Raw genomic sequence first — 21880 nt, forward strand, 5'->3', positions numbered from 1 at the left:
ATCACTATGAAGAAGAAGATCCTCAGCATCGCGGCCATCGGCGTCGCAGCATCGCTCACTCTCGCCGGCTGCAGCGGCGATGGAGCGGGCGGAACCGGCGGCGCCCCCGGAGACGACACCGCCTCCGGCGACAAGGGCACGATCACACTGGGCTTCCTGCCCTCGTGGACCGATGGGCTCAGCACGGCCTACCTGCTGCAGAACCAGCTCGAGAAGATCGGCTACACGGTCGAGATGAAGACGCTCACCGAGGCAGGACCGCTCTACACCGGCCTCGCGCAGGGTGATGTCGACATGTACCCCTCGGCGTGGCCCGAGCTGACGCATGCGGCCTACATGGACAAGTACGGCGATGACATCGAGGACCTCGGTACCTACTACGACAACGCCAAGCTCACGATCGCGGTGCCGGAGTACTCCGAGCTCACCTCGATCGAAGACCTCGCGGGCAAGGGGGCGGACTACGACGGCAAGATCATCGGCATCGAGCCGGGGGCTGGCCTGACCGCTCAGACCGAGAAGATGATCCCGGCGTACGGCCTCGAGGGCGAGTACCAGCTGGTCACTTCGTCGACCGCCGCGATGCTCACCGAGCTCAAGGCCGCGACCGACAAGCAGGAAGACCTCGTCGTGACGCTGTGGCGTCCGTTCTGGGCCAACGACGCCTTCGCCATGAAGGACCTCGAAGACCCGAAGGGTGCGATGGGCGAGGCCGAGGGCCTGCACTTCCTCGGAACGAAGGGCTTCGCGGAAGAGTTCCCCGAGGCGGCCGACCTGATCGCGCAGATCACGCTCGACGACGAGCAGTACGGTGCGCTGGAGGACCTGGTCGTCAACGAGTACGGCGAGGGCAAGGAAGCGGAGGCCGTCGACGAGTGGCTGACGCAGTACGGCGACCAGTTCGACTGGGTCGTCACCAGCTGATCTGATCCCTCCCGCACAGGCGTAGGAGAAAACCCCGAGGCAGGACGGATGCTGTCATCCGCTCCTACCTCGGGGTTTTCTCCTACGCTGCGCTTCAGGCAGCGGCGTCATCTGACCTTCTTCCGGTAGGCGACGATCGCGAGCACGGAGACGACCACGAGGATGCCGACGCACCAGGCCAGGGCGACCCAGATCTCGGTGCCGACCGGCCTCTCGGCGAAGAGCGCCTGGATCGTGTCGACGATCGACGTCACCGGCTGGTTCTCCGCGAACCAGCGCACCGGACCCGGCATCGTGTCGGTGGGCACGAACGCCGAGCTGATGAACGGCAGGAAGATCAATGGGTACGAGAACGCGGTCGCGCCGTCGATCGTCTTCGCGCTGAGCCCGGCGATGATCGCCAGCCACGTGAGGGCGAGGGTGAAGAGCAGCAGGATGCCGATGACGCCGAGCCAGGCGAGTGGGCTGGCGCCGGTGCGGAACCCCATCAGGAACCCGACGCCGAAGATGATCGCGAGAGTGATCCCGTTCGCCGTCAGCGACGTGAGCACGTGCGCCCACAGCACGCTCGACCGGGCGATCGGCATGGAGTGGAAGCGCTCGAACAAGCCGCTCTGCAGATCGTTGAACAGGCGGAACGCCGTGTAGGCGATGCCGGATGCCACGGCGATGAGCAGGATGCCGGGGAGCAGGTAGTCCACGTAGTTCTCGGTGCCGGCGCTCTGCTGGAGGGCGCCACCGAAGACGTACACGAACAGCAGCATCAGTGCGATCGGGGTGACCGCGGTGGTGATGATGGTGTCGGGGCTGCGGAAGATGTGCCGCAGCGAGCGGCCGGTGAGCGTCGCGGTATCGGCGACGACGTGCGTGCTCATGCGGATGCCTCCTTCGTGGACGGGGTGCCGACGAGGGCGAGGAAGATCTCCTCGAGCGTCGGCTGCTTCTCGACGTACTCGACCTTCGCGGCCGGCAGCAGCTTCTTGAGCTCGGCGAGTGTGCCGTCGGCGATGATGCGTCCCTCGTGCAGGATCGCGATGCGGTCGGCCAGATGCTCGGCCTCGTCGAGGTACTGGGTGGTGAGGAGAACCGTGGTGCCGGTGTTCGCGAGTTCCTTCACGACCTGCCACACCTCGAGGCGCGCCTCGGGGTCGAGGCCGGTGGTCGGCTCGTCGAGGTAGATGACCTCGGGGTGTCCGACCAGGCTCATCGCGATGTCGAGTCGGCGTCGCATGCCGCCGGAGTAGGTGCCGACCTTGCGCGATCCTGCATCCGTGAGTCGGAACGTCGCCAGCAGGTCGTCGGCGATCGCGCCGGGGTCGGCCAGATGGCGGAGCTGCGCGACCAGCACCAGGTTCTCACGCCCGGTGAGGATCTCGTCGACCGCGGCGAACTGCCCGGTGAGGCTGATCCGCTCCCGCACTCCGAGGGGGTCGGCGGCAACGTCGACGCCCTGCACGGTCGCCGTGCCGGCATCCGCTTTCAGGAGCGTCGACAGGATGCGCACCACGGTGGTCTTTCCGGCGCCGTTCGAGCCGAGCAGGGCGAAGATGCTGCCCCGCGCCACCTCGAAGTCGACGCCGCGGAGCACGTGCAGGTCCTTGTAGGACTTCTCGATGCCCCGCACGCTGATCGCTGCGGTCATGATTCCTTCTCCGCCTGCATGGCCTCGTCGACGGCCTTGATGAGGCGCGCACGCTCCTTGTCGATCCACTGCTTGCCGCTGTAGGCCCGCGCGAAGTTCTCGGCGAACTCGACCGGGTCGTCGCCGACGATCGCGCTGATCGGGGTGCCGTCGATCGCGGCGCGCTCCCACAGGTCGGCGTAGTCGACGATCATCTGCACGAGGGTGTCTCCCTCGGTGATGCCGCCGTAGTACATGAAGTACCGGTGGAAGGCGTCCGCCGTCGCGCGGTAGGGCTCGGGCAGGGCGTCGAGGCGCGCCTTCGCCTGCCGGTACTGCTTCTTCTGCTCGAGTGAACCGGTGAGGGCTTCGATCCATTTCGCGGCCATGATCAGTTCTCCTTCTGGGAGGTGTCGGTGTGTGTCGTGTTCAGTTCTTCGATGCGCTGCGCGAGCACGTTCCAGGTCTTCCAGAACTCCGCCAGCTCGTGGGTGCCCTGCGCGTTGAGGGTGTACACCTTGCGGGGCGGGCCCTTCTCGCTCGGCACCTTCTCGACGTCGACGAGACCGCGCTGCTCGATCCGCACCAGGAGGGCGTAGACCGTGCCCTCGGCGGTGTCGGTGAAGCCGTGGTCGCGCAGGCGTGCGGTGATGTCGTAGCCGTAGGCCGGCTGCTCGGCGAGGAGAGCGAGAACGATGCCCTCCAGAGTGCCTTTGAGCATCTCGGTCATCTGCTTGCCCATGGATGCTCCTCTCGTTCGATGTTCAGTACTCAGTGATGCTGGGTACCGGTACAAAGTAACACTAGGTACCGATACTTAGCAAGACTGAATACTGAAGTCTCTCGAGGTGCACGCGGGAGGATGCCGCGATGGCGCCGCGGGCTGTCAGGAAGCGGGTGTCAGATGCAGCAGCAGTGCGTTGCCGGGGTTCAGCACCGGCAACGGGAGTCCCTGCGCGAGCACCGCGCCCGTGACGGTGAGGTCGCCCGACATCCAGATCGGATCCGCCACCTGATGACGGCCGGCGGCGCCGACTTCGTCGCGCACCCGCACGCGGTAGCCCGCCGTGGGGTCGAGTCCGGGGATCGGGACGCGGGGGGTGTTCGCGGTGCCGCTGGTCTCGGTGCGCACCCACGCGAACACGGCTTCGCGGCGGTCCGCGCTCACGACGCCGTGCAGCAGAGCGCCGTGGTCGACGTCGTCGCCGCGCACCGTGACACCCGAGTGCAGCAGGCCTCGCAGCTCGCGGTACAGCGCGGTCCAGGCGGCGATGGCCGTGCGCTCGTCGGGGGTCGCCGCGGTCAGGTCCCACTCCAGGCCGGCGTGCCCGAACAGGGCGGTCGCGGCACGGAACGAGAAGGAGGCGTGCCGACCGGTGGTGTGCGACACGGTCGGACCCACGTGCGCGCCGAGGAGTTCGGGGGGCAGGAGCGTCTGCGTCCAACGCTGGATCTGCTGGCGCTCGACCGGGTCGTTGCAGTCCGAGGTCCAGACGCGGTCGGTGCGGGCGAGCATCCCGAGATCCGCGCGACCGCCGCCGCTCGCGCACGACTCGATCTCGAGGAGCGGATGCCGTCGCCGCAGCTCGTCCAGCACCCGATACACGCCGAGCGTGTGCGCCCGCACGTGACGGTCGCGGTGCGCACCGAGCGACGCATGCAGATCGCGGTTGTGGTCCCACTTCACGAAGTCGACGCCGGCAGCGGTGACCACGTCATCGAGGCGCTCGAGGATGTACGCCTCGACCTCGGGGAGCGAGAAGTTCAGCACGAACTGGTGGCGCGAGGCGAGGAGGGGATTCTCGCCCAGCATCCACTCCGGATGCTGTCGGGCGAGGTCGGAGTCGGGGTTCACCATCTCGGGCTCGAACCAGAGGCCGAACTGCATCCCGAGCCCGTGCACGCGCTCGGACAGGGGCACGAGGCCGTCGGGCCAGACCGCTGCGTCGACGAACCAGTCGCCGAGACCGGCGCTGTCGTCGCGGCGCCCGCGGAACCACCCGTCGTCGAGCACGAACCGCTCGACGCCCAGCTCCGCCGCCGTCGTGGCGAGTGTCGTGAGGGTCTCGAGGTCGTGGTCGAAGTACACGGCCTCCCAGGTGTTCAGCAGCAGCGGTCGAGGGGTGCGCGGGTGATCCGGGCGGGAGCGGATCGAGGCATGCAGCCGCGCCGTGACGCCGTCGATGCCCTGGTCGCTCCAGGCGAAGAGCGACTCCGGCGAGACATGCACTTCGCCGGGCTGCAGCCGCAGCTCGCCCGCATCCACGATCTCGCCGCCGCCCAGCACCGCGCTGTGCACACCGGCGCCCTCGGGGAGCCGCTCGACCCGCATCTCCTGGTTGCCGCTCCAGGCGAGGTGAGCAGCCCAGACCTCACCCGTGCGGAATCGGAAGTCGCGGGTGCCGGCGAGCGTGAGGAAGGAGGCGTCGTGCCCGGGCCGGCCGCGTCGTGAGGAGCGCAGCCACGTGCCGTCGTGGAGCTGGGCTCGCTGCGGCTGGCGCTCGTGCGTCCAGCGCCCGGTGAAGTCGACGATCTCGGCCGCGCGTGCGGGCAGGGGGAGCAGCGAGCGTGCCGCCGTGATGTCGACGCGACGGTCGGTGGTGATGTTCGCGAGGGCGATCGTCGCGTGCAGCAGGCCGGCGGCGTCCAGCGCGTACTGGAACGTGGCCTCGACCGTTGCGGCGGCATCCCTCAGCGCGAATCGCACCTCGGCGCCGTCGTGGGTGGTCTCGACCAGGGAGAAGCCGTCGATCACGGCATCCGCCGCGTGCGCCTCGATCGCCGGGGTGCCCGACCATCCGTGCGCGCGTCCGGCGGCGATCGAGAACGACCGGGGGATGTCGAGGGAGCTGTTCATCACGGCGGGCGCGGCGGTCGCCAGCAGTCCGGGGATGTCGGCGTCATCCAGCGCGGCACCCCAGTGCACGACCGCGGGGACGCCGAAGACGTCGGGGGTGAAGACCACGCTGACCCCGCCGTTGCGGAGGTGCGTCGGCTCGGCCTGCCGCTGCCCGTCTGAATTACTTGACGTCATGAATTAATCATGCGTACTGTCGGGGATGACTGCAACCCGAGCGCGTCCGGCGCGTCAGGTGTGCGGTCGGAAGGACTCGCCTGTGAATCGGATACCGGTCACCTCGCCCGCCGCGGTCGCCGTGTTCCGTCGCATCCTGACGCACGGCCCCGTCGCCAGGGTCGACATCGCGCGCGACACCGGGCTCTCCGCTGCCGCCGTGACGAAGGCGGTGACCCCGTTGATCGCCGCCGGGTTCGTGAGCGAATCTTCGGATCCGCGCGCGACCGCGACCGTGGGCAGGCCGACCAGTCCCCTCGCCGTCGTTCCCGATCGCGCGCATGTCATCGGGATCAAGGTCACCGCGGATCGGACCTACGGCGTGCGGACGGACCTCGGCGCGACGGTGCGCGCACGGGCCGACGAGGAGAACGCCGGGTCCTCGGTGGAAGCCGTGCGCGACGCCGTCGTGCGGGTCGTCGACCGCCTCACCGCAGGGGCGGAGGGCCCGATCGGCGGCATCGGGATCGCGCTGTCCGGAGACGTCGATCGCGCGGGCGGCCGGGTGCGGGACTCCGCGCTGCTCGGCTGGCAGGGCGTGCCCTTCGCGCGGATGGTGCAGGAGGCGACCGGCATCCCGACGCTGCTCGACAACGACGTGCGCGCGCTCACCACCACCGAGCTGCTGTTCGGGGCCGGTCGGGATGCGGAGTCGTTCGCGGTCGTGACCATCGGGGCGGGCACCGGATGCGGGCTCTATCTGAACGGCCGGGTCGTGCAGGGGGCGTTCGGCGTGGCGGGCGAGATCGGGCACCTGCCCTTCGCTCCGGCACACCTGGACTGTCGATGCGGGCGGCGAGGGTGCGTCGAAGCGGCGGCCTCGAGCGCCGCGATCCTGTCCCTGGTGCGCGAGGGGCGCGGTCAGCCCGACCTGGCGATCGGCGACGTCTTCGCGCTCGCGCATGCCGGAGATCCGGTCGCGCGGGCGGTGTTCGCGCAGGCCGGCAGGGCGATCGGCACGGCGCTCGCCGCGGTGGTGAACCTCACAGGGCCCGAGCTCGTGGTGTTCGCGGGCGAGAACGTCACCGAGTACGGGCTGTACGAGGAGCAGGTGCGCGCGGCCTTCGCCGAGTACGCGTTCGGCGCTGCGGGGGACTGCGCGATCGTGCTGCGCCCGCACGCCTTCGAGGATTGGGCGCGGGGCGCCGCCGCGTGCGTGATCGAGGACATCGCGAGCGGGGTCGCTGTGCCCGCGCCTCGGGAGGAGAGCTCGGTCTCGGAAGGAGCCTGAGCCACGAATCCGCCTCGGGGCGTGTGCGCCGGGCGGAACGCCGCGTCAGACTCGCGCGGCCTCGACCTGCGCCGCGAGCGCCCCGAGGGTGCGTGAGCGCGTCGGATCGGGGCGGATGCCGAGGGCCTTCGCGAGCTCGACGGCGAGGGCGGCGTGGCCGGTGGCGTTGGGGTGGAAAGGGTCGTTCATCAGACCCCAGGGCACTCCGCCGCCGCCGAGCTCGGTGAAGCGGGCGAGCTGGTCGACCAGGATCACGTCGTCGTTCGCGGCCACTGCGCGCACCGCAGCGGCGAACTCCGCGAGACGGGCGCGCTCCGGAGCGTTCGCGGCGTCGATCGACGGCGGGGTCTGCAGCACGGGGATGGCGCCGAGCGCCCGCACCCGGGAGACGAACTCGTGCAGCGACGCCGCGTAGTCGTCGGCGGAGATGACCGGCCACACCCCACCGGTCGACATGTCGTTGGTGCCGATCATGAGAGTCACCACGTCGGGCTGCCACGACGAGACCCGGCGCTCCCAGTCGCCGAGGATGTCGACGATGCGGTGGCCGCTGATGGCCGAGTTGATGACGATGTCGCGCACGCGCTCGAGCTCCCCGCGGATCAGCTCGTGCAGGTGCTCCGGGTAGCTGCGTCCGCCCTGCGTGTGCACGAGGCCGTGCGTGATCGAGTCGCCGGTGATGACCCAGTTCAGCGGCTCTGTGCCGGCGAGGGCGTCGGCGAGACGGCGGAGATCGGATGCGGCGGAGGCGGGGGAATCGGCGTTCGGCACGGTGTCGAGCCTATCGGCCGCCCCACTCCGGGCTCGGATGCGAAAGACTGGTGTCATGACCTCGCCTGTGCTCGACGCCCTTCTCGCCCGCATCGTCGAGAGCGGCCTGCTCGACGAACCCGTGGCCGAGAACGATCTGGTCTACGGCAGGGCGAGCATCGATGCCGCGGGAACCGTGGTGACGGTGAACGTCGACCCGGAGCTGGAGGACCACGGCGATGACGTCGACATCGATGCACTGCTCGAGGCGATGTCGCGCATCCTCTCGGTGAACGAGACCACCTGGCGCGCCGTGATCGACGAGGTCGTCGCCGACATCGAGGACGCGGTCGACGACGAGCCGGTCATCGAGCAGGTCGAGCTGCGCGACGATCTGGAGGCGACCTCCGTCGTCGTCTTCGCGGATGCCGTGCTGCTGGCGTTCGACGCCCCGCGTCAGTTCCCCGAGTCGCGCATCCTGGTGCAGCTCGATGAGGACCTCGAGGTCTCCGGCATCGAGGTCAGGGACCGTGACGGCGTGGAGACCGTCGAGTTCGATTCACTCGACGATCTCCTCGACCACATCAGCGGCCCCGACGAGGACTGACCCGTCACAACCACTTCTTGTACTTGAAGACCCCGTAGAGCGCGACCGCGAAGGCCGCCATGGCTCCGAGCGCGAGCGGGTAGCCGGCCGCCCAGTGCAGCTCCGGCATGACGTCGAAGTTCATGCCGTAGACCGTGCCGACCAGCGTCGGGGCGAAGATGATCGCCGCCCAGGAGGAGATCTTCTTGATCTCGTCGTTCTGGGCGAGGCTCACTTCGGACTGGCGTCGCGCGACCAGCGCGGACTGCACGGTGAGGGCGTTGTCGAGGATCGCGCGGAACGAGTCCACGCGCTCGTTCACCCGGATGGTGTGGTCGAGCACGTCGCGCAGCGAGCGCTGCAGCTCCTCGTCGATGCGGTACTTGTCGGAGCCCCGACGCAGCCACTCCAGCATCCCGGTGAGCGGATGCACCGCCCGCTGGAAGTTGATCACCTCGCGCGACAGCTCGTAGATGCGGCGCGAGAGCGCGTCGTCATCGCTGTCGCCGAAGAGCTCGTCCTCGATCTCGTCGATGTCGTTGAGGAGCCCGGCCACGATCGGCTCGTAGCCGTCGACGACCTCGTCGAGGATCGCGTAGAGCACCGCCTCCGGCCCCATCGCGAGCAGCTCGGGGTTGGCTTCCATGCGCTGCCGCACCGCCACCAGGTTCGGAGACTCCGCGTGGCGGATCGTCACCACGAAGTCGGGGCCGATGAACAGGTGCAGCTCGCCGAACTCCACCGACTCCTGCTCGTCGCGGTAGCGGGCGGGCCGCAGCACCGCGAACAGAGTGTCGCCGTAGCGCTCCACCTTCGAGCGCTGGTGGCCCGAGAGCGCATCCTCCACGGCGAGCGGATGCAGATCGAACTCGCGCGCGACCGATTCGACCTCCTGCGGGCTGGGTCGGTAGAGGCCGATCCACGCGGTGCCGCCGACCGAATCCATGATGCGGTAGGTGTCGTCGAGGTTCTTCGGGGTCTCCACGCGACGTCCGTGGACGTACACGCCGTTGTCGATGAGGGCCATGATCAGGCTCCGTTCTCGCGCGCGCACACCCGATGAGGGTCGTGCGCAGAATTCGTCAGGGGGCGGATGACGCCGCCGACGGCTGCGGAGAAGGACGTGCGATCGCGGAGCGGAAGCTCAACGGGCGATCACAGGGAGTCGCGACGCAGCGGTGGCGGCGTCGTAACTATCATCGGACATCGCCATCACCGCCTTTCGGACTCTCCTCGGGGTCACGTGACCCAACGCTTCAGCATACGCCTGGTTCCTGAGCATCCGCACCCCGGGGCCAAGGCGCCGAGGCAGTTCTGCGGTCAATTCGCACTTCTGCGGCCTCAGGCGCAGAAAGTGGCCGCAGAAGTTGCGTGGGGCCGCAGAACTCGAGCGCGCGCGGGCGGGGGTCAGAGCCGGACGACCTCGCCGCGGGCGGCGGAGGCCTGCGCAGCCTTCACGATCTCGACAGTGCGGATGCCGACGCCGGCGTCGGGCTGGGGCTGGCGGCCTTCGCGCACCGCGGCGACGAACTCCTCGAGCAGCAGCGCGTCGAGGTCGGCGCCGACCGGATCCCAGGTCTCGCCATGGGCATCGTGGCCGGCGACGCCCTTGGCGAAGGGGCTGACGGTGACCGTGCCGCGCTCGGCGACGATCTGCAGCGTGAGCCCACCCCAGGTCGGCGAGCTGAGCGGCCAGCTCCACGAGCAGTCGATCGTCGCGATCACGCCGCTCGGGTACTGGATCGTGACGAGCCCTCCGGTCTCGACGGCGAGCTCGCTCTGCGCGTGCAGGATGCCGTTCGACACGGCGCGCACGGACTGCGCGCGCTCGCCCAGCAGCTCATCGAGCAGGTCGGCGCAGTGCACCACGTGATCGACGAGCGCTCCGCCGCCGGACAGTTCCGGATCGGTGAACCAGGCGCGGTCCTGGGGGAGCGTGCCGTTGTTGATGCCGGTGACACCCAGGATGCGGCCGAGGCGTCCACTGCGCAGCTCGCCGATGGCGTCGCGCACGGCCGGGGCGAAGCGCACCGGATACGCGACCATGAGGATCACACCCGCCCGCTCGCACGCGGCGCGCATGGCCTCGGCGTCTTCGACGGTGGTGGCCAGCGGCTTCTCGCACAGCACGTGCACGCCGCCGGCGGCGGCACGCTCGACCAGAGCGCGGTGGCGCGAGTTCTCGGCGGCGATCACGACCGCGTCGGGCCTCCAGGCGAAGGCGTCGTCGTAGGTGTCGACGTAGTCGACGCCGAGCTGGGCCGCGAGTTCGGCCCCGCGGGGCGCGTCGTCCGGCGCGCTCGCACCGTCGGGGTCGGCGGCGATGAGCTCCACGCCCGGCATGGTCTTCAGTGCGTGCACATAGCTGAGCGCATGCGTGTGCGCGAACGACAGGACGGCGATGCGCAGCGGTGCGGTGGTGGTCATCGGGTGGCCTCCTCGACCTCGGAGACGGGCAGGGAGATCGCGGCGCCTGCGGCGATCGACGCGTAGGCGGCCTCGGCCACCGCGACGGCCTCGATCCCGTCGGCCGGGGCGACCAGGGCGTCGCGGCCATCGCGGATCGCCGCCACGAAGTCAGCGATCTCGGCGTAGTACGGGCTCTCCTGCGGCGACATCGGCGGCAGGTAGTCGGAGGCGGCGTCGTCGAGCACGGCATCCGTGCGTAGCGTGTGGTCCTCGGCGCTGTCGTAGCGCAGACGGCCCTCGGTGCCGGCGACCTCGACGCTGGTGCGGAACGGCATGCCGGGCGCGACCCAGCTGCCGTGGATGTGGCTGATCACGCCGTTGCGGTGCGTGAGCACGACGTGCGAGGTCACGGGAGCGGGTACCCGGTCGTCGACGGTCGGCGGGTTCTGCACGGCGTAGACCGCGGAGACGGGCCCGGCGAACCAGAGCGCCTGGTCGATGTCGTGGATCATCAGGTCGCGGATCAGTCCGCCGCCGGCGCTCTCGGAGAAGAACCAGGGAGTCTGCGGCGCGGCGCCTGAGCGGCTGAAGCGCTGCACCGCGACCGTGCCGATCCGCCCGGCATCGATGGCCTGCTTGATGCGCCGGTACTCGCCCATGTAGCGCACCACGTGGGCGGGGAAGAGGCGCACACCGGCGTCGGCGGCGGCCTGCGCGACGGTCGCCGCGATCTCGGCGGTGGCCGCGAGCGGCTTCTCGCAGATCACGTCGCGTCCTCGAGCGATCGCGCGCAGGGCGAAGTCGGCGTGGGTGCTGCTGGGGGTCACGATGTCGACGATGTCGACCAGCTCGATCAGTGCGTCGACGTCGTCGATGACTGTGAAGCCGTACTCCTCACCGATCTCTTCGGCGCCGACCAGGGAGGTCACGTAACCGGCGGCGCCGAGCGCGCGCCAGGCGTCGGCATGAACGCGGGAGATCCCGCCGGCGCCGATGAGTCCGACCGTCAGGATGCTCACTTGTTCTCCTCGGGGGAATCGGGGGATGCCGCGGAGGCGGCGTCGTCAGGGGACGCTTCTTCGTGGGCGAGAGGGGTGATCGGTGGCACAGGCATGTCGTCGATCCGGTAGATCTGGCCGGAGTGCCGCTGGAACGCGTGCACGAGAGCGCCATGCGCTGCCGCCTCGGCGCCCAGTCGGGCTTCGGCGAGCGGCACATGGAAGGGGAGGCCGAGGTGCTGCGGCAGCGCCTGGCGCAGCGGGTCGAGCAGTTGCGCGTGCGCGGCCGAGAGCCCCCCGCCGATCACGACCATCGCCGGGTCGACCGTCATGATCAGGGTCGCGATGCCGTGCGCGAGCTCGTCGATGAACGCGTCGAGCTCGCGCTGCGCCTCCGGATCGCCCGTCCGCGCCGCCCCGAACACCTCAGCGGCGGTCGGGGCGCTGCGCCAGGTGATCTGACCGGTTCCGGTGTCGAGTCCGCGGAAGGCGAGGCGACCGATGTCTCCTGCGGCGTTGTGGATGCCGCGGCGGGGGCGGCCGCCGAGGATCAGGCCCATCGCGATGCGGTTGCCGACCGAGAGGTAGATCACGTCATCCACGAGTTGGGCGACGCCGAGATGATGCTCGGCGACGGCGGCCAGACGCACGCCGTTGTCGACCGCCACGGGGCATCCGAACGCCTGTCGCAGCTGTGCGCCGATGTCGATGCCCGACCATTCGGGGATCACGACCGAGGTGGTCACGCGTCCGGAGTCGTCGACGATGCCGGGCAGCGAGACGCCGATGGCCCGCACATGCGAGGCCGGGATCGACGAGGAGGAGAGCGAGTGGCGCACGTCGTCGATCACGGCGGCCAGCTTCGCGGCGCCGTCGTCGTGGGCGGCGACGCCGGGGTAGCGGTGCTGGGCGACCACGAGACCGGCGAGATCGGCGAGCACGACCCGCACACTGGCGACGCCGATGTCGAGGCCGACGACCGTGCCGGCGGCGGAGTGGAAGGAGTAGCGACGGGCGGGGCGACCGGCGCCGGCGCCCGCGCGCACGGGGGTGTCGATGATCGTGCCGGCGTCGCTCAGAGCGGTGACGGCGGTCTCGACCGAGGTGCGGGAGACCTCGAGGGAGTGGGACAGCTCGTTCACGGTGGCAGGTCCGATGTCGCGGAGGTGCAGCGCCGATCGGGTCACGATCGACAGCGGGTTCAGCACGACCATGTGCGGTCCTTCCTTCTTCGCCGTCTGCGGTGCGATCAAAATAGCACACCGGGTTTTTTAATCAACACGAGGTGGTTTCTACCCGGAAACACAAACGTAACAACGGCGTGCAAATCTGCACTTGACCAATTATCCCACGCTGGTGTCATAATAAGACGACCCAGCACGGCATTAGCAAAGGAGCACCATGCGCGTCAGCAAGTTCACCGGCGTCGCCGCAGGCATCGCGGCCGCCACGTTGTTGGCCGGATGTTCGGCCGGCGGCGGCAGCGCCCCGTCGGGGGAGCAGGACATCACCGTCTGGCTGTACCCCGTGATCGCCGATGAGGCGGTGCATAAGGACTTCTGGGACACGACGATCGCCGCGTTCGAGAAGGACAACAAGGACGTCAACGTGAAGTACGAGATCTTCCCGTGGGCGAACCGCGACGAGTCCCTGCAGACGGCGATCGCCGCCGGCAAGGGCCCCGACCTCGTCTACCTCGTGCCCGATCAGCTCGCGGCCTACCAGAAGTCGATCCTCCCGCTCAATGATCTGCTGAGCGAGGAGCGGCAGAACGATCTGCTGCCGAACGTCAAGACCTCGGTCACGATCGACGGCGACATCCTCGGCGCCCCCGTGCTCACCAGCGCTCAGCCCCTCATCTGCAACGCCGCGGCGTTCGAGGCGGCCGGCGTCACCGAGTACCCGGAGACCTGGGATGACATCATCGAGATGGCCCCGAAGTTCACCGAGAAGGGGATGTACGCCCTGAACTACCCCGCCTCGGCCGAGAACACCCTCAACCTCACCTACTACCCGCTGCTGTGGCAGGCGGGTGGCGAGGTCTTCACGAAGGACGGCGACGTCGGCTTCGACAGCAAGGCCGGCGAGCAGGCGCTCACCTTCCTCACCGACCTGGCGGAGTCGGGTGCGCTCGACCCCGAGGCGCTGACCACGAACGTCCCGCTCGAGCAGACCGCGATCGCCCAGGGCAAGGTCGCCTGCACCTGGAACAACGGCGTCACCGAAGTCGCGCCGTTCTGGGGCGAGGAGAACGTCAAGGTGCTCGCGCCGTTGACCGACAAGAAGTCGGTGGCATACGGCACGGTCGGCACGCTCTCGGTGCTCAAGGGCTCGAAGGCCCCCGAGGCTGCTGCGGCCTTCGCCGAGTACGCGACCAGCGCCGACGTGATCGAGCCCTACCTCACGGCGGCCGGCTACTTCTCGGCACTCAGCACCACCGAGCCGCTGTACGCGGATGACCCGCTGCTGGGCGAGGTCGAGAAGTACGTACCCGACACGACGGTCGGCGAGCTCAACGCCAGCTCGCGTGCTCTCATGGGTGTGCTCGCCCCGGAGATCCAGGCGGCGCTGCTCGGCCAGAAGTCGCCGGCGGATGCCCTGGGGGATGCGGCGGCCGCCGCGGCACCGCTGCTGAAGAAGTAAGCAGGACCGGGGGCGTGCGGGAACCCGCCGCACGCCCCCCTCTCCTTCTCTCCTGAGAGGTATCGACTGATGACGACCGCAACCACGGCGAAGAGGCCCGCAGGCCGCGTGACCAGGGTGCTCGCCCGGCGAGAGGCCCGCGTGGCGTTCCTGTTCGTGCTCCCCGCCTTCCTCCTGTTCATCGCCTTCCGCTTCGGACCGAGCATCGTCGGCGTCGCGCTGAGCCTGTTCGACTACGACATCACCGGTGAGATCTCCTGGCGCGGACTGGAGAACTTCCAGCGCCTGGTCGCCGATCCGCTGTTCTGGCGGGCGATGGGCACCACGGTGATCTACACGCTCTTCGCCGTGCCGATCTCGCTCGTGCTCTCCACCGTGATGGCCTTGGGCGTGCGCCGGGCGTTCCGCGGAGCCCGGTTCTTCCGCTCGATCTTCTTCCTGCCCGTCATCACCTCGCTGGTGCTCGCCGGCTCGATCTTCGTGTGGATCTTCTCGGCGAACGGACCCTGGTCGGCACTGATGACCCCGCTCGGACTGGGCGGGTCGTGGCTGGGCAGCACGGTGCTCGTCATCCCGGCCATCATCGTCGTGGGCGTCTGGTCGCGATTCGGCTACGGCATGATGATCATGATCGCGGCCCTGCAGGACGTGCCGCGCGAGCTCGAGGAGGCCGCGCTGGTCGACGGCGCGAACGCCTGGCAGCGCTTCCGTTGGATCGTGCTCCCCTACCTGCGTCCGACCATCTTCTTCCTCGCGGTCATCGAGACCACCGCCGCGTTCCAGGTCTTCGACGTGATCTATGTGATGACCCAGGGTGGACCTGCGAACGCCAGCTACTCGCTCGTGTACCTGCTGTACGACCAGGGCTTCCGCTACTTCGACTACGGCTACGCCGCCGCCGTCGGTGTCGCGCTGTTCATCATGACCCTGGTCGTCGCCCTCATCCAGCGCCTCGTGATCGGAAAGCAGAAATGACCGCTCTCCTGCAGCCGCCGTCCGCGGCGAAGACCCCGCCGGTCCCCTCGCCGTCGTCGAGGAAGCGCCGCTCGTTCCGCGCCCTCGAACCCACCGGCTGGGGCGTCGCGGTGCGCTGGATCTGGCTGAGCCTGGCCGGCATCCTCAGCTTCTTCCCGTTCTACGCCATGGTCGTGCTGAGCCTGAAGCCCGGCAAGGTCGTCGAGCTCCCCGGATCGCTCCTGCCCTGGACCGACATCTCGTTCGATGCCTACGAGCAGGTGCTGGCGGGTCAGAACATCCTCGGCTGGCTCGGCAACACCCTCATCTACTCGCTCGTCTCGGTCGTCGCCGTCCTCTTCCTCTCGGCGCTCGCCGGTTACGCCTTCGCCAAGAAGCGCTTCCGCGGCAAGGAGGTGATGTTCTGGTCGTTCCTGGCCATGGTCATGGTGCCGTTCCACGTCACGCTCATCCCGACGTTCATCCTGATGGCGAACCTCGGCGGCGTCGACACCTACTGGGGACTGATCCTGCCCTCGCTCGCGAACGCGCAGGCCGTGTTCCTGATGCGGCAGTTCATCCAGGGGCTCCCCGACGAGCTGTTCGAGGCGGCGCGCATCGACGGCGCCGGGGAGTTCCGCATCTTCCTGCGGATCGTGCTGCCGCTGTGCAAGCCGATCCTCGCGACTCTCGGGATCTTCGTGTTCCTGTGGCACTGGAACGACTTCCTGTGGCCGCTCATCATCGCGAAGTCCAACTCGATGTTCACACTCACCGTCGGCATCTCGTCGCTGCAGCAGCAGAACGTCCCGCTGAGCACCATGCTCGCCGGATCCGTGGTCGCGCTGCTGCCGATCTTCCTCGCGTACCTCATCGCTCAGCGGTACGTGCAGGAAGGCGTCGCCGGTACCGGGATCAAGGGCTGAGAAGAAGGGAAAGCACGACATGACTCAGCACGAATTCGCCTCCGAGGCGGAGCTCGAAGAAGCTCTCGCCACCCCGAGCCCCGGGCTCGTGGCCGACCTCGCGCGCGGAGCGGGTGACCTTGTGATCCTCGGCGCCGGCGGCAAGATGGGCCCGACGCTGGCGATGCTCGCCCGCCGCGGAATGGATGCCGCAGGCCGTCAGCACGACACGGTCTACGCGGTCTCCCGCTTCGGGGATGCCGCGATCCGCGCGCGCCTCGAGGCCGCGCGGGTCGAGGTCGTCTCGTTCGACCTGATCGAGAACGACGACTTCTCGTCGCTGCCGGATGCCCCGAACGTGGTGTTCATGGTCGGTGCGAAGTTCGGGGCCGCCACCAATGCCTCGTGGGCCTGGGAGGTCAACGCCGCGCTGCCCGACCGTGTGGCCCGACGCTACCGCGACAGTGCGATCTCGGTGCTGTCCACCGGCAACATCTACCCCTTCGTGCCCGCCTCCTCCGGCGGAGCATCCGAAGAGGTCGCCCCCGCCCCCATCGGTGAGTACGCGCAGTCCTGCCTCGGACGCGAGCGTGTCTTCGAGTTCGGTGCCCAGGAGCGTGGCACGAAGGTCGCGATCATCCGCCTGAACTACGCGGTCGACCTGCGCTACGGGGTGCTCGCCGACATCGGCAGCGCCGTGTACGCGGGAGAGCCCGTGTCGGTCGCGACCGCCAACGTCAACGTGATCTGGCAGGGCTATGCGAACGAGGTCGTGCTGCGCAGCCTGGTGCATGCGTCGACCGAGCCGTTCACGATCAACCTCACCGGACCCGAGCTGCTGAGCGTCGAGTCGATCGCACGCCGCTTCGGCACGCTGTTCGACCGAGAGATCACGCTGGTCGATGAGCCGCTGCCGACGGCGCTGCTCAGTGACGCGCGCCGGTGCATGGCGCTGTTCGGCTACCCGTCCGTGCCCGCAGAGTCGCTCATCCGCATGCAGGCCGATTGGATCGCGGGCGGTCTGCCGATGACGGCCAAGCCCACCAAGTGGGCCGTGCGGGATGGGAAGTTCTGATGCCCGTGCCGACCCTGCGCTCTGAAGCTGCGGCCACCCTCGCCCGCGGCACCGTCGTCCCCGCGCATCCGCTCGCGCTCACCCCCGACCGTCGCCTCGACGAGCGTCGGCAGCGCGCGCTCACACGCTACTACCTCGACGCGGGTGCCGGCGGCATCGCGGTCGGGGTGCACACCACGCAGTTCGAGATCCGCGACCCGGAGCATGCGCTGTTCGAACCGGTCCTCGCGCTCGCCGCGGAGGAGATGGATGCCCGCGCCGACGCCGATGTCGTGCGCATCGCCGGGGTCACGGGAGACACGGCACAGGCGGTGGCCGAGGCCGAGCTCGCTCGCGACCTCGGTTACGACGCCGTGCTGCTGAGCCCGCGTGTCGACGGAGCCGATGACGCGGCGCTCCTCGATCGGGCTCGCGCGGTCGGCGAGGTCAGCCCGCTGATCGGCTTCTACCTGCAGACCGCGATCGGCGGCCCCGTGCTCGATCGCGAGTTCTGGCGCGAGTTCGCCTCGATCCCCGCCGTCGTCGCCGTGAAGGCCGCTCCGTTCGACCGGTACCGCACACTCGAGCTGGTGCGCGGCGTCGCCGCCTCCGGCCGTGCCGACGAGATCGCCCTCTACACGGGCAACGACGACGCGATCGTCGCCGACCTGCTCTCGGAGTTCCACGTCGACTCGCCCTCGGGTCCGCGCACGCTGCGCTTCGTCGGCGGACTCCTCGGGCAGTGGGCGGTCGGCACGCGCGCCGCCGTCGCACTGCTGGAACGCGCACGTCGGTCGATGGAGGGCGACGCCGACGCCTACCGCGAACTCGGACTCCTCGCCTCCGACATGGTCGACGTGAACCAGGCGGTGTTCGATCCCGGTCATGACTTCCACGGCGTGATCGCGGGAGTGCACGAGATGCTCCGGCAGCAGGGGCTGCTCGACGGCGTCTGGTGCCTCGACCCGGACGAGGGGCTGTCGCCGGGGCAGGCTGAGGAGATCGCGCGCGTGCGTGAGGCCTACCCGGCGTTGAACGACGACGCCTTCATCGCCGAGAACCTCGACGCCTGGCTGCGCTGAGATGAGCGCGTGCGTCGAGATGAGCCGAGAGGGATGACATGAGTGCACCGAGCATCGTCGCCGTGGTCTCCGCCGAGCTGTTCGCGGAGTTCTTCTCGGATGCCGACACCGCGCGGCTCCACGCCCTCGCCGCGCAGGCGGGCGGATCGTTCGTGCGCGTCGACCGCCTGGCCGACGCCGTGCTCGACGAGGTCCGCATCGTCATCACCAGCTGGGGCGTCGGACCGTTCGATGCGGCCAGGCTGTCGGCCCTGCCGCGACTGGAGCTCGTGGCCCACACCGGTGCATCGCTCAAGGCCTTCGTGACCGAGGAGCTGTTCGACCGGGGCATCGCCGTGACCCAGGCGGGTGCGGGGATGGCGCGCCCGGTGGCCGAGGTGTCGCTCACGTTCACGCTCGCACTGCTGCACCGGGTGCCCGAGATGCACAACGCTCTGCGCGAGGGCGGAGGCTGGTACGACGCCGAGGCCGCCGGCGTGCAGCACGAGATCCTGGGCGCGCCGATCGCCGTGATCGGAGCTTCCCGCACCGGGCGTTCCTACCTCGCGCTGATCCGTGCGCTCGGCGCCGAACCGCTGCTGGTCGACCCCACCCTCGACCCGGCCGCCGCCGCCGAGCTCGGGGCGGAACCCGTCTCGCTCGATGAGGCGCTGCGCCGCGCCCAGATCGTCGCGGTGCATGCGCCGACGCTGCCCGAGACGCACCACCTGATCGGTCGCCGCGAGCTGGCGCTGATGCGCGACGGCGCGGGCCTGGTCAACACGGCCCGGTCGTGGCTGGTCGACGAACAGGCGCTGATCGCGGAACTGGGCGCGGGCCGGCTGAGCGCCGCGATCGATGTGTTCGACGAGGAGCCGTTCGCCGCCGACCACCCCTTCCGTTCGCTTCCCGGTGTGCTGCTCACCCCGCATCGCGCGGCGGGCACGGCGGAAGGCCGCCGGCGACAGGGGCACATCGTGGCCGACGAGGTCGCCGCCTTCCTCGAGGGCCGTCCGCTCGTGCACGCGATCGATCGCGACCAGCTGTCGTCCATGGCATGACCGGGCCAAGGCTGCGCGTCGAAGGGCGGGCGGACGAGGTGCCGGTGGAGGTGCTGGTGAGCGGGGTGCCCGGGCCTGATGCGTACGCGGTCGTGCTCCTCACGGCATCCGGCATCCGCTCGGTCGTGCTCCCGATGGAGGATCCGAACGAGTCGCTCGGATTCCACGGCCCCGTCGGGGCGGAGGCGGCACGGGAGCAGACGAACATCCGGGCATCCGCTCGGACACGGGACTGGGGATCTGGGGACTGACCGGAGAACGCGCCCTGGCCGGAGACGGCGGGCGCACGACCGCGGCGACGACGCCGCAAGGAGGATCACCATGACGTATCAGGAGAACACCGAGACCGCGGCTCTTCGCAGCCGGAGGATGCTGCTCGCCGGATTCGGCGCCGCGGCGCTGGGCGGCGTCGCCGCCGTCGCCACGACCGGGCCCGCCCAAGCGGCCGGACCCCTCGTGCCGCAGAGCTCTGCGGGCTCGACGTCGGTCGCGGGCGTCGGCACCGCATCCGATCTCGCGAAGCGCAAGGGCAAGGCCGGAGAGCTCGTGCGTACCGCGGGCTACGCGACCCCGGGAGACGGCGGCGACGGGCTGTACCGCTTCGTGAAGAAGGATGCGCCGGCCGTCAACGGCGGCACCGTGCTCGCCGCCCGCAAGGAGGGGGTGTGGGTACTGGTGCACGCGGGAGTCGTGGACTTCCGCCAGTTCGGCATCGCCGACGCCTCGACACCCGCCGACGACGCCCTCGACGCCATGGTGGCCGACCCCGCCATCCACCGGATCGAGGCGCACACCGACCTGAACTTCGTGCGGCGCCACCGTTTCACGCGCTCGAACCTCGCCCTCGATTTCGGCAACCACCTCATGACGACCGCGGGGATCGAGAACGCGCCGAAGGATGATCCCTTCGCCGCGGTCATGTTCTTCCGCGGCGAGGTGACCGATGACGTGCAGGAGGCCCGCCTCGGGGAGACCGTGCCCGACCTGGCCGACATCTTTCCGGTCGCGGACTCCTCGTTCTTCTCGGTGGGTACGTGGTATGCCGCCGAGGTCAACGGGCTGTCCGGTCGGTGGGAGCGCGAGCTTCAGCGCCTGGTGCAGGTGACGCAGATCGTCGACGGCACGCACATCCGCATCAACTACAAGAACGGCTGGCCGCTCGGCAAGGACCGCACCATCACGTGGCGACGGGTGGTGCCCGTGCACGACGTCACGGTGTCGAACCTGAAGTTCCTCGGCACCGGGACCGACGAGTACACCGGCTCGCATCCGCTGGCCTTCGAGTACGCGGTGCGCTGCGACGTCGACCACATCGACGGCACCGGCACCTTCTGGCCGCTCATCCAGCGCCGGTGGAACACCTACTTCTCGACCGAGAGCTGCACCCTCACGAACCCGACCTCGGTCACGTGGGGCGGCGCCGGCTACCTGACGCAGCAGATCTACTGCCTCTACGGCTACGTCGCGAACTGCCACACGTCGAACGCGCGTCACCTGAACGACTTCACCGCGAGCGCGTACTGCCTGGTCGAGAACTGCCACGGCGACGGTGACGACCAGGGGCCGTTCGTCACGCACGGACAGTACGAGCACGACCTCACCTACACCGGCAACTCGGGGCTCATGACGTTCGCGAACTCCGGCGCGGCCTGGGGCTCGGCGGCCAAGCGCATCACGGTGCGCAAGCACGTGTGCTCGTGGTTCGTGGCCCGCGTGCGCATCACCGACCTCACGCTCGAGGACGTGCAGGTGATCGGCAAGCCCTCACTGGCGGGGTCGGGGATGCTGTGGATCAACGCCGACGGCGCCCAGCTGCGCGGATGCACGGCGTCTGACACGCTCATCATCACGCAGGCATCCGACAACTCCGCGCGGCCGACCGTGATCGCCGACTCGCACTTCACCTTCGTCGCGCCGGGGGAGCTCACGAACGCCACCGTGAAGACGCCGGTCACCTTCGTCGACACGGTGCTCAGCGGTGTCGGCGGCATGAAGATCGCGGGGGCGGGCGCGGTGACCTTCCGCGGCTCGACCTTGACCGCGGCGGAGGATGCCGGACCGGTCGTCTCGTCGTCGGAGCGGCTGCGGTTCGAGGGCTCCACGCTGCGCAACACCCGGATCGCGGCGGCGCGCGGCGAGGTGCAGACGGTCGAGATCGCGGGTTCGGATGTCGCGATCAAGGGCGGCACCGGGATCTCGCGCACCGGGAGCGGAGCCCTGCACCTGGCCCTGTCCGACAGCACGTTCCGCGCGGAGGGCTCGGCCACCCACGTCGCGGTCAAGACCGGGGTCACGCACTACCGCGCCGTGGGCAACCGCTTCGAGGGCGGGGCGGTCGAGCTCGCCGACGGTGCATTCGGTACGGAGTCCACGCTGCTGCACACCGGCAACGTCGAGTCCGGCGTCGCCCGCACCGCGTTCCCCGTCGAGGGCGACCGCGTGGTCGACACCGCGAACCTCGTGGTCTGAGCCGCGCGCGGTCGAAGGGCCCCGTGCCCCGGCATCCGCCTCGCACGTTCTGAAGGAGAACTCTCGTTCTGAAGGATCACATGCCGATTCGGCTCCTTCAGAACGGGAGTTCTCCTTCGATTCGCGTGCGGGATTCGGCGC

21 protein-coding genes are annotated in these 21880 nt (G+C 69.4%); 11 read left to right on the plus strand and 10 right to left on the minus strand.

The window, feature by feature from the left end:
- Positions 1 to 6 precede the first annotated feature (6 nt).
- Positions 7 to 924, plus strand: a complete 918-nt coding sequence (locus KZC51_RS03560) for a glycine betaine ABC transporter substrate-binding protein (protein ID WP_247628635.1) — start codon at positions 7 to 9, stop codon at positions 922 to 924.
- Positions 925 to 1031: 107 nt separating this feature from the next.
- On the opposite strand, the gene KZC51_RS03565 is transcribed toward KZC51_RS03560, so the two are convergent.
- From KZC51_RS03565 to KZC51_RS03585, 5 genes are all read right to left on the minus strand, one after another.
- Complete coding sequence (locus tag KZC51_RS03565) at positions 1032 to 1799, minus strand: ABC transporter permease (protein ID WP_247628636.1); 768 nt, start codon at positions 1797 to 1799, stop codon at positions 1032 to 1034.
- Positions 1796 to 2569, minus strand: a complete 774-nt coding sequence (locus tag KZC51_RS03570) for an ABC transporter ATP-binding protein (RefSeq protein WP_308194303.1) — start codon at positions 2567 to 2569, stop codon at positions 1796 to 1798. Before KZC51_RS03570 ends, KZC51_RS03565 begins: the two co-directional genes overlap by 4 nt.
- The gene (locus KZC51_RS03575) at positions 2563 to 2934 is read right to left on the minus strand and encodes a DUF1048 domain-containing protein (protein WP_247628638.1); all 372 of its coding nucleotides are present in this window, start codon (positions 2932 to 2934) and stop codon (positions 2563 to 2565) included. The genes KZC51_RS03570 and KZC51_RS03575 overlap by 7 nt, the downstream gene beginning before the upstream one ends.
- Positions 2935 to 2936: 2 nt before the next feature.
- Positions 2937 to 3287 (minus strand): PadR family transcriptional regulator, encoded by a 351-nt coding sequence (locus tag KZC51_RS03580; RefSeq protein ID WP_247628639.1) that lies wholly within the window; start codon positions 3285 to 3287, stop codon positions 2937 to 2939.
- Positions 3288 to 3431: 144 nt separating this feature from the next.
- Positions 3432 to 5579: an alpha-galactosidase gene (locus tag KZC51_RS03585; RefSeq protein WP_247628640.1), complete on the minus strand. Its 2148-nt coding sequence runs from the start codon at positions 5577 to 5579 to the stop codon at positions 3432 to 3434.
- Between the two features lie 82 nt (positions 5580 to 5661).
- Here KZC51_RS03585 and KZC51_RS03590 point away from each other — a divergent pair, with 82 nt between their 5' ends.
- Positions 5662 to 6849 carry an ROK family transcriptional regulator gene (locus KZC51_RS03590; protein ID WP_247628641.1) on the plus strand — a complete coding sequence of 396 codons (1188 nt, stop codon included), beginning with the start codon at positions 5662 to 5664 and terminating at the stop codon, positions 6847 to 6849.
- Between the two features lie 45 nt (positions 6850 to 6894).
- Here KZC51_RS03590 and KZC51_RS03595 read toward each other — a convergent pair whose 3' ends face one another.
- Positions 6895 to 7620, minus strand: coding sequence for an SGNH/GDSL hydrolase family protein (locus tag KZC51_RS03595; RefSeq protein WP_247628642.1), 726 nt, complete (start codon positions 7618 to 7620; stop codon positions 6895 to 6897).
- A 55-nt stretch (positions 7621 to 7675) separates the two neighbouring features.
- Here KZC51_RS03595 and KZC51_RS03600 point away from each other — a divergent pair, with 55 nt between their 5' ends.
- Complete coding sequence (locus KZC51_RS03600; protein WP_247628643.1) at positions 7676 to 8206, plus strand: cytochrome C5; 531 nt, start codon at positions 7676 to 7678, stop codon at positions 8204 to 8206.
- A 4-nt stretch (positions 8207 to 8210) separates the two neighbouring features.
- Here KZC51_RS03600 and KZC51_RS03605 read toward each other — a convergent pair whose 3' ends face one another.
- From KZC51_RS03605 to KZC51_RS03620, 4 genes are all read right to left on the minus strand, one after another.
- Positions 8211 to 9212: a magnesium and cobalt transport protein CorA gene (locus tag KZC51_RS03605; protein ID WP_247628644.1), complete on the minus strand. Its 1002-nt coding sequence runs from the start codon at positions 9210 to 9212 to the stop codon at positions 8211 to 8213.
- A 380-nt stretch (positions 9213 to 9592) separates the two neighbouring features.
- Complete coding sequence (locus KZC51_RS03610; RefSeq protein WP_247628645.1) at positions 9593 to 10612, minus strand: Gfo/Idh/MocA family protein; 1020 nt, start codon at positions 10610 to 10612, stop codon at positions 9593 to 9595.
- Positions 10609 to 11613, minus strand: a complete 1005-nt coding sequence (locus tag KZC51_RS03615; protein WP_247628646.1) for a Gfo/Idh/MocA family protein — start codon at positions 11611 to 11613, stop codon at positions 10609 to 10611. The genes KZC51_RS03610 and KZC51_RS03615 overlap by 4 nt, the downstream gene beginning before the upstream one ends.
- The gene (locus KZC51_RS03620; protein WP_247628647.1) at positions 11610 to 12806 is read right to left on the minus strand and encodes an ROK family transcriptional regulator; all 1197 of its coding nucleotides are present in this window, start codon (positions 12804 to 12806) and stop codon (positions 11610 to 11612) included. The genes KZC51_RS03615 and KZC51_RS03620 overlap by 4 nt, the downstream gene beginning before the upstream one ends.
- Before the next feature lie 187 nt (positions 12807 to 12993).
- On the opposite strand from KZC51_RS03620, the gene KZC51_RS03625 reads away from it, so the two are divergent.
- From KZC51_RS03625 to KZC51_RS03660, 8 genes are all read left to right on the plus strand, one after another.
- Positions 12994 to 14235 carry an ABC transporter substrate-binding protein gene (locus KZC51_RS03625; protein WP_247628648.1) on the plus strand — a complete coding sequence of 414 codons (1242 nt, stop codon included), beginning with the start codon at positions 12994 to 12996 and terminating at the stop codon, positions 14233 to 14235.
- A gap of 69 nt (positions 14236 to 14304) precedes the next feature.
- Entirely contained in the window at positions 14305 to 15210 is a 906-nt protein-coding gene (locus KZC51_RS03630; RefSeq protein WP_247628649.1) for a carbohydrate ABC transporter permease, read from the plus strand.
- Positions 15207 to 16115 (plus strand): carbohydrate ABC transporter permease, encoded by a 909-nt coding sequence (locus KZC51_RS03635; RefSeq protein ID WP_247628650.1) that lies wholly within the window; start codon positions 15207 to 15209, stop codon positions 16113 to 16115. The genes KZC51_RS03630 and KZC51_RS03635 overlap by 4 nt, the downstream gene beginning before the upstream one ends.
- 19 nt (positions 16116 to 16134) lie before the next feature.
- Positions 16135 to 17169 (plus strand): NAD-dependent epimerase/dehydratase family protein, encoded by a 1035-nt coding sequence (locus KZC51_RS03640; RefSeq protein ID WP_247628651.1) that lies wholly within the window; start codon positions 16135 to 16137, stop codon positions 17167 to 17169.
- A complete protein-coding gene (locus KZC51_RS03645; protein WP_247628652.1) occupies positions 17169 to 18230 on the plus strand; it encodes a dihydrodipicolinate synthase family protein in 1062 nt (353 codons plus the stop codon). Before KZC51_RS03640 ends, KZC51_RS03645 begins: the two co-directional genes overlap by 1 nt.
- A 38-nt stretch (positions 18231 to 18268) precedes the next feature.
- Entirely contained in the window at positions 18269 to 19270 is a 1002-nt protein-coding gene (locus KZC51_RS03650) for a hydroxyacid dehydrogenase (RefSeq protein ID WP_247628653.1), read from the plus strand.
- Positions 19267 to 19521 carry a hypothetical protein gene (locus tag KZC51_RS03655; protein ID WP_247628654.1) on the plus strand — a complete coding sequence of 85 codons (255 nt, stop codon included), beginning with the start codon at positions 19267 to 19269 and terminating at the stop codon, positions 19519 to 19521. The genes KZC51_RS03650 and KZC51_RS03655 overlap by 4 nt, the downstream gene beginning before the upstream one ends.
- 70 nt (positions 19522 to 19591) lie before the next feature.
- The gene (locus tag KZC51_RS03660) at positions 19592 to 21739 is read left to right on the plus strand and encodes a peptidase C14 (protein WP_247628655.1); all 2148 of its coding nucleotides are present in this window, start codon (positions 19592 to 19594) and stop codon (positions 21737 to 21739) included.
- Positions 21740 to 21880: the final 141 nt, after the last annotated feature.

Origin of the sequence: Microbacterium croceum, assembly GCF_023091245.1 — a bacterium.
In the GTDB taxonomy this organism is placed as follows: Bacteria; Actinomycetota; Actinomycetes; order Actinomycetales; family Microbacteriaceae; genus Microbacterium; species Microbacterium croceum.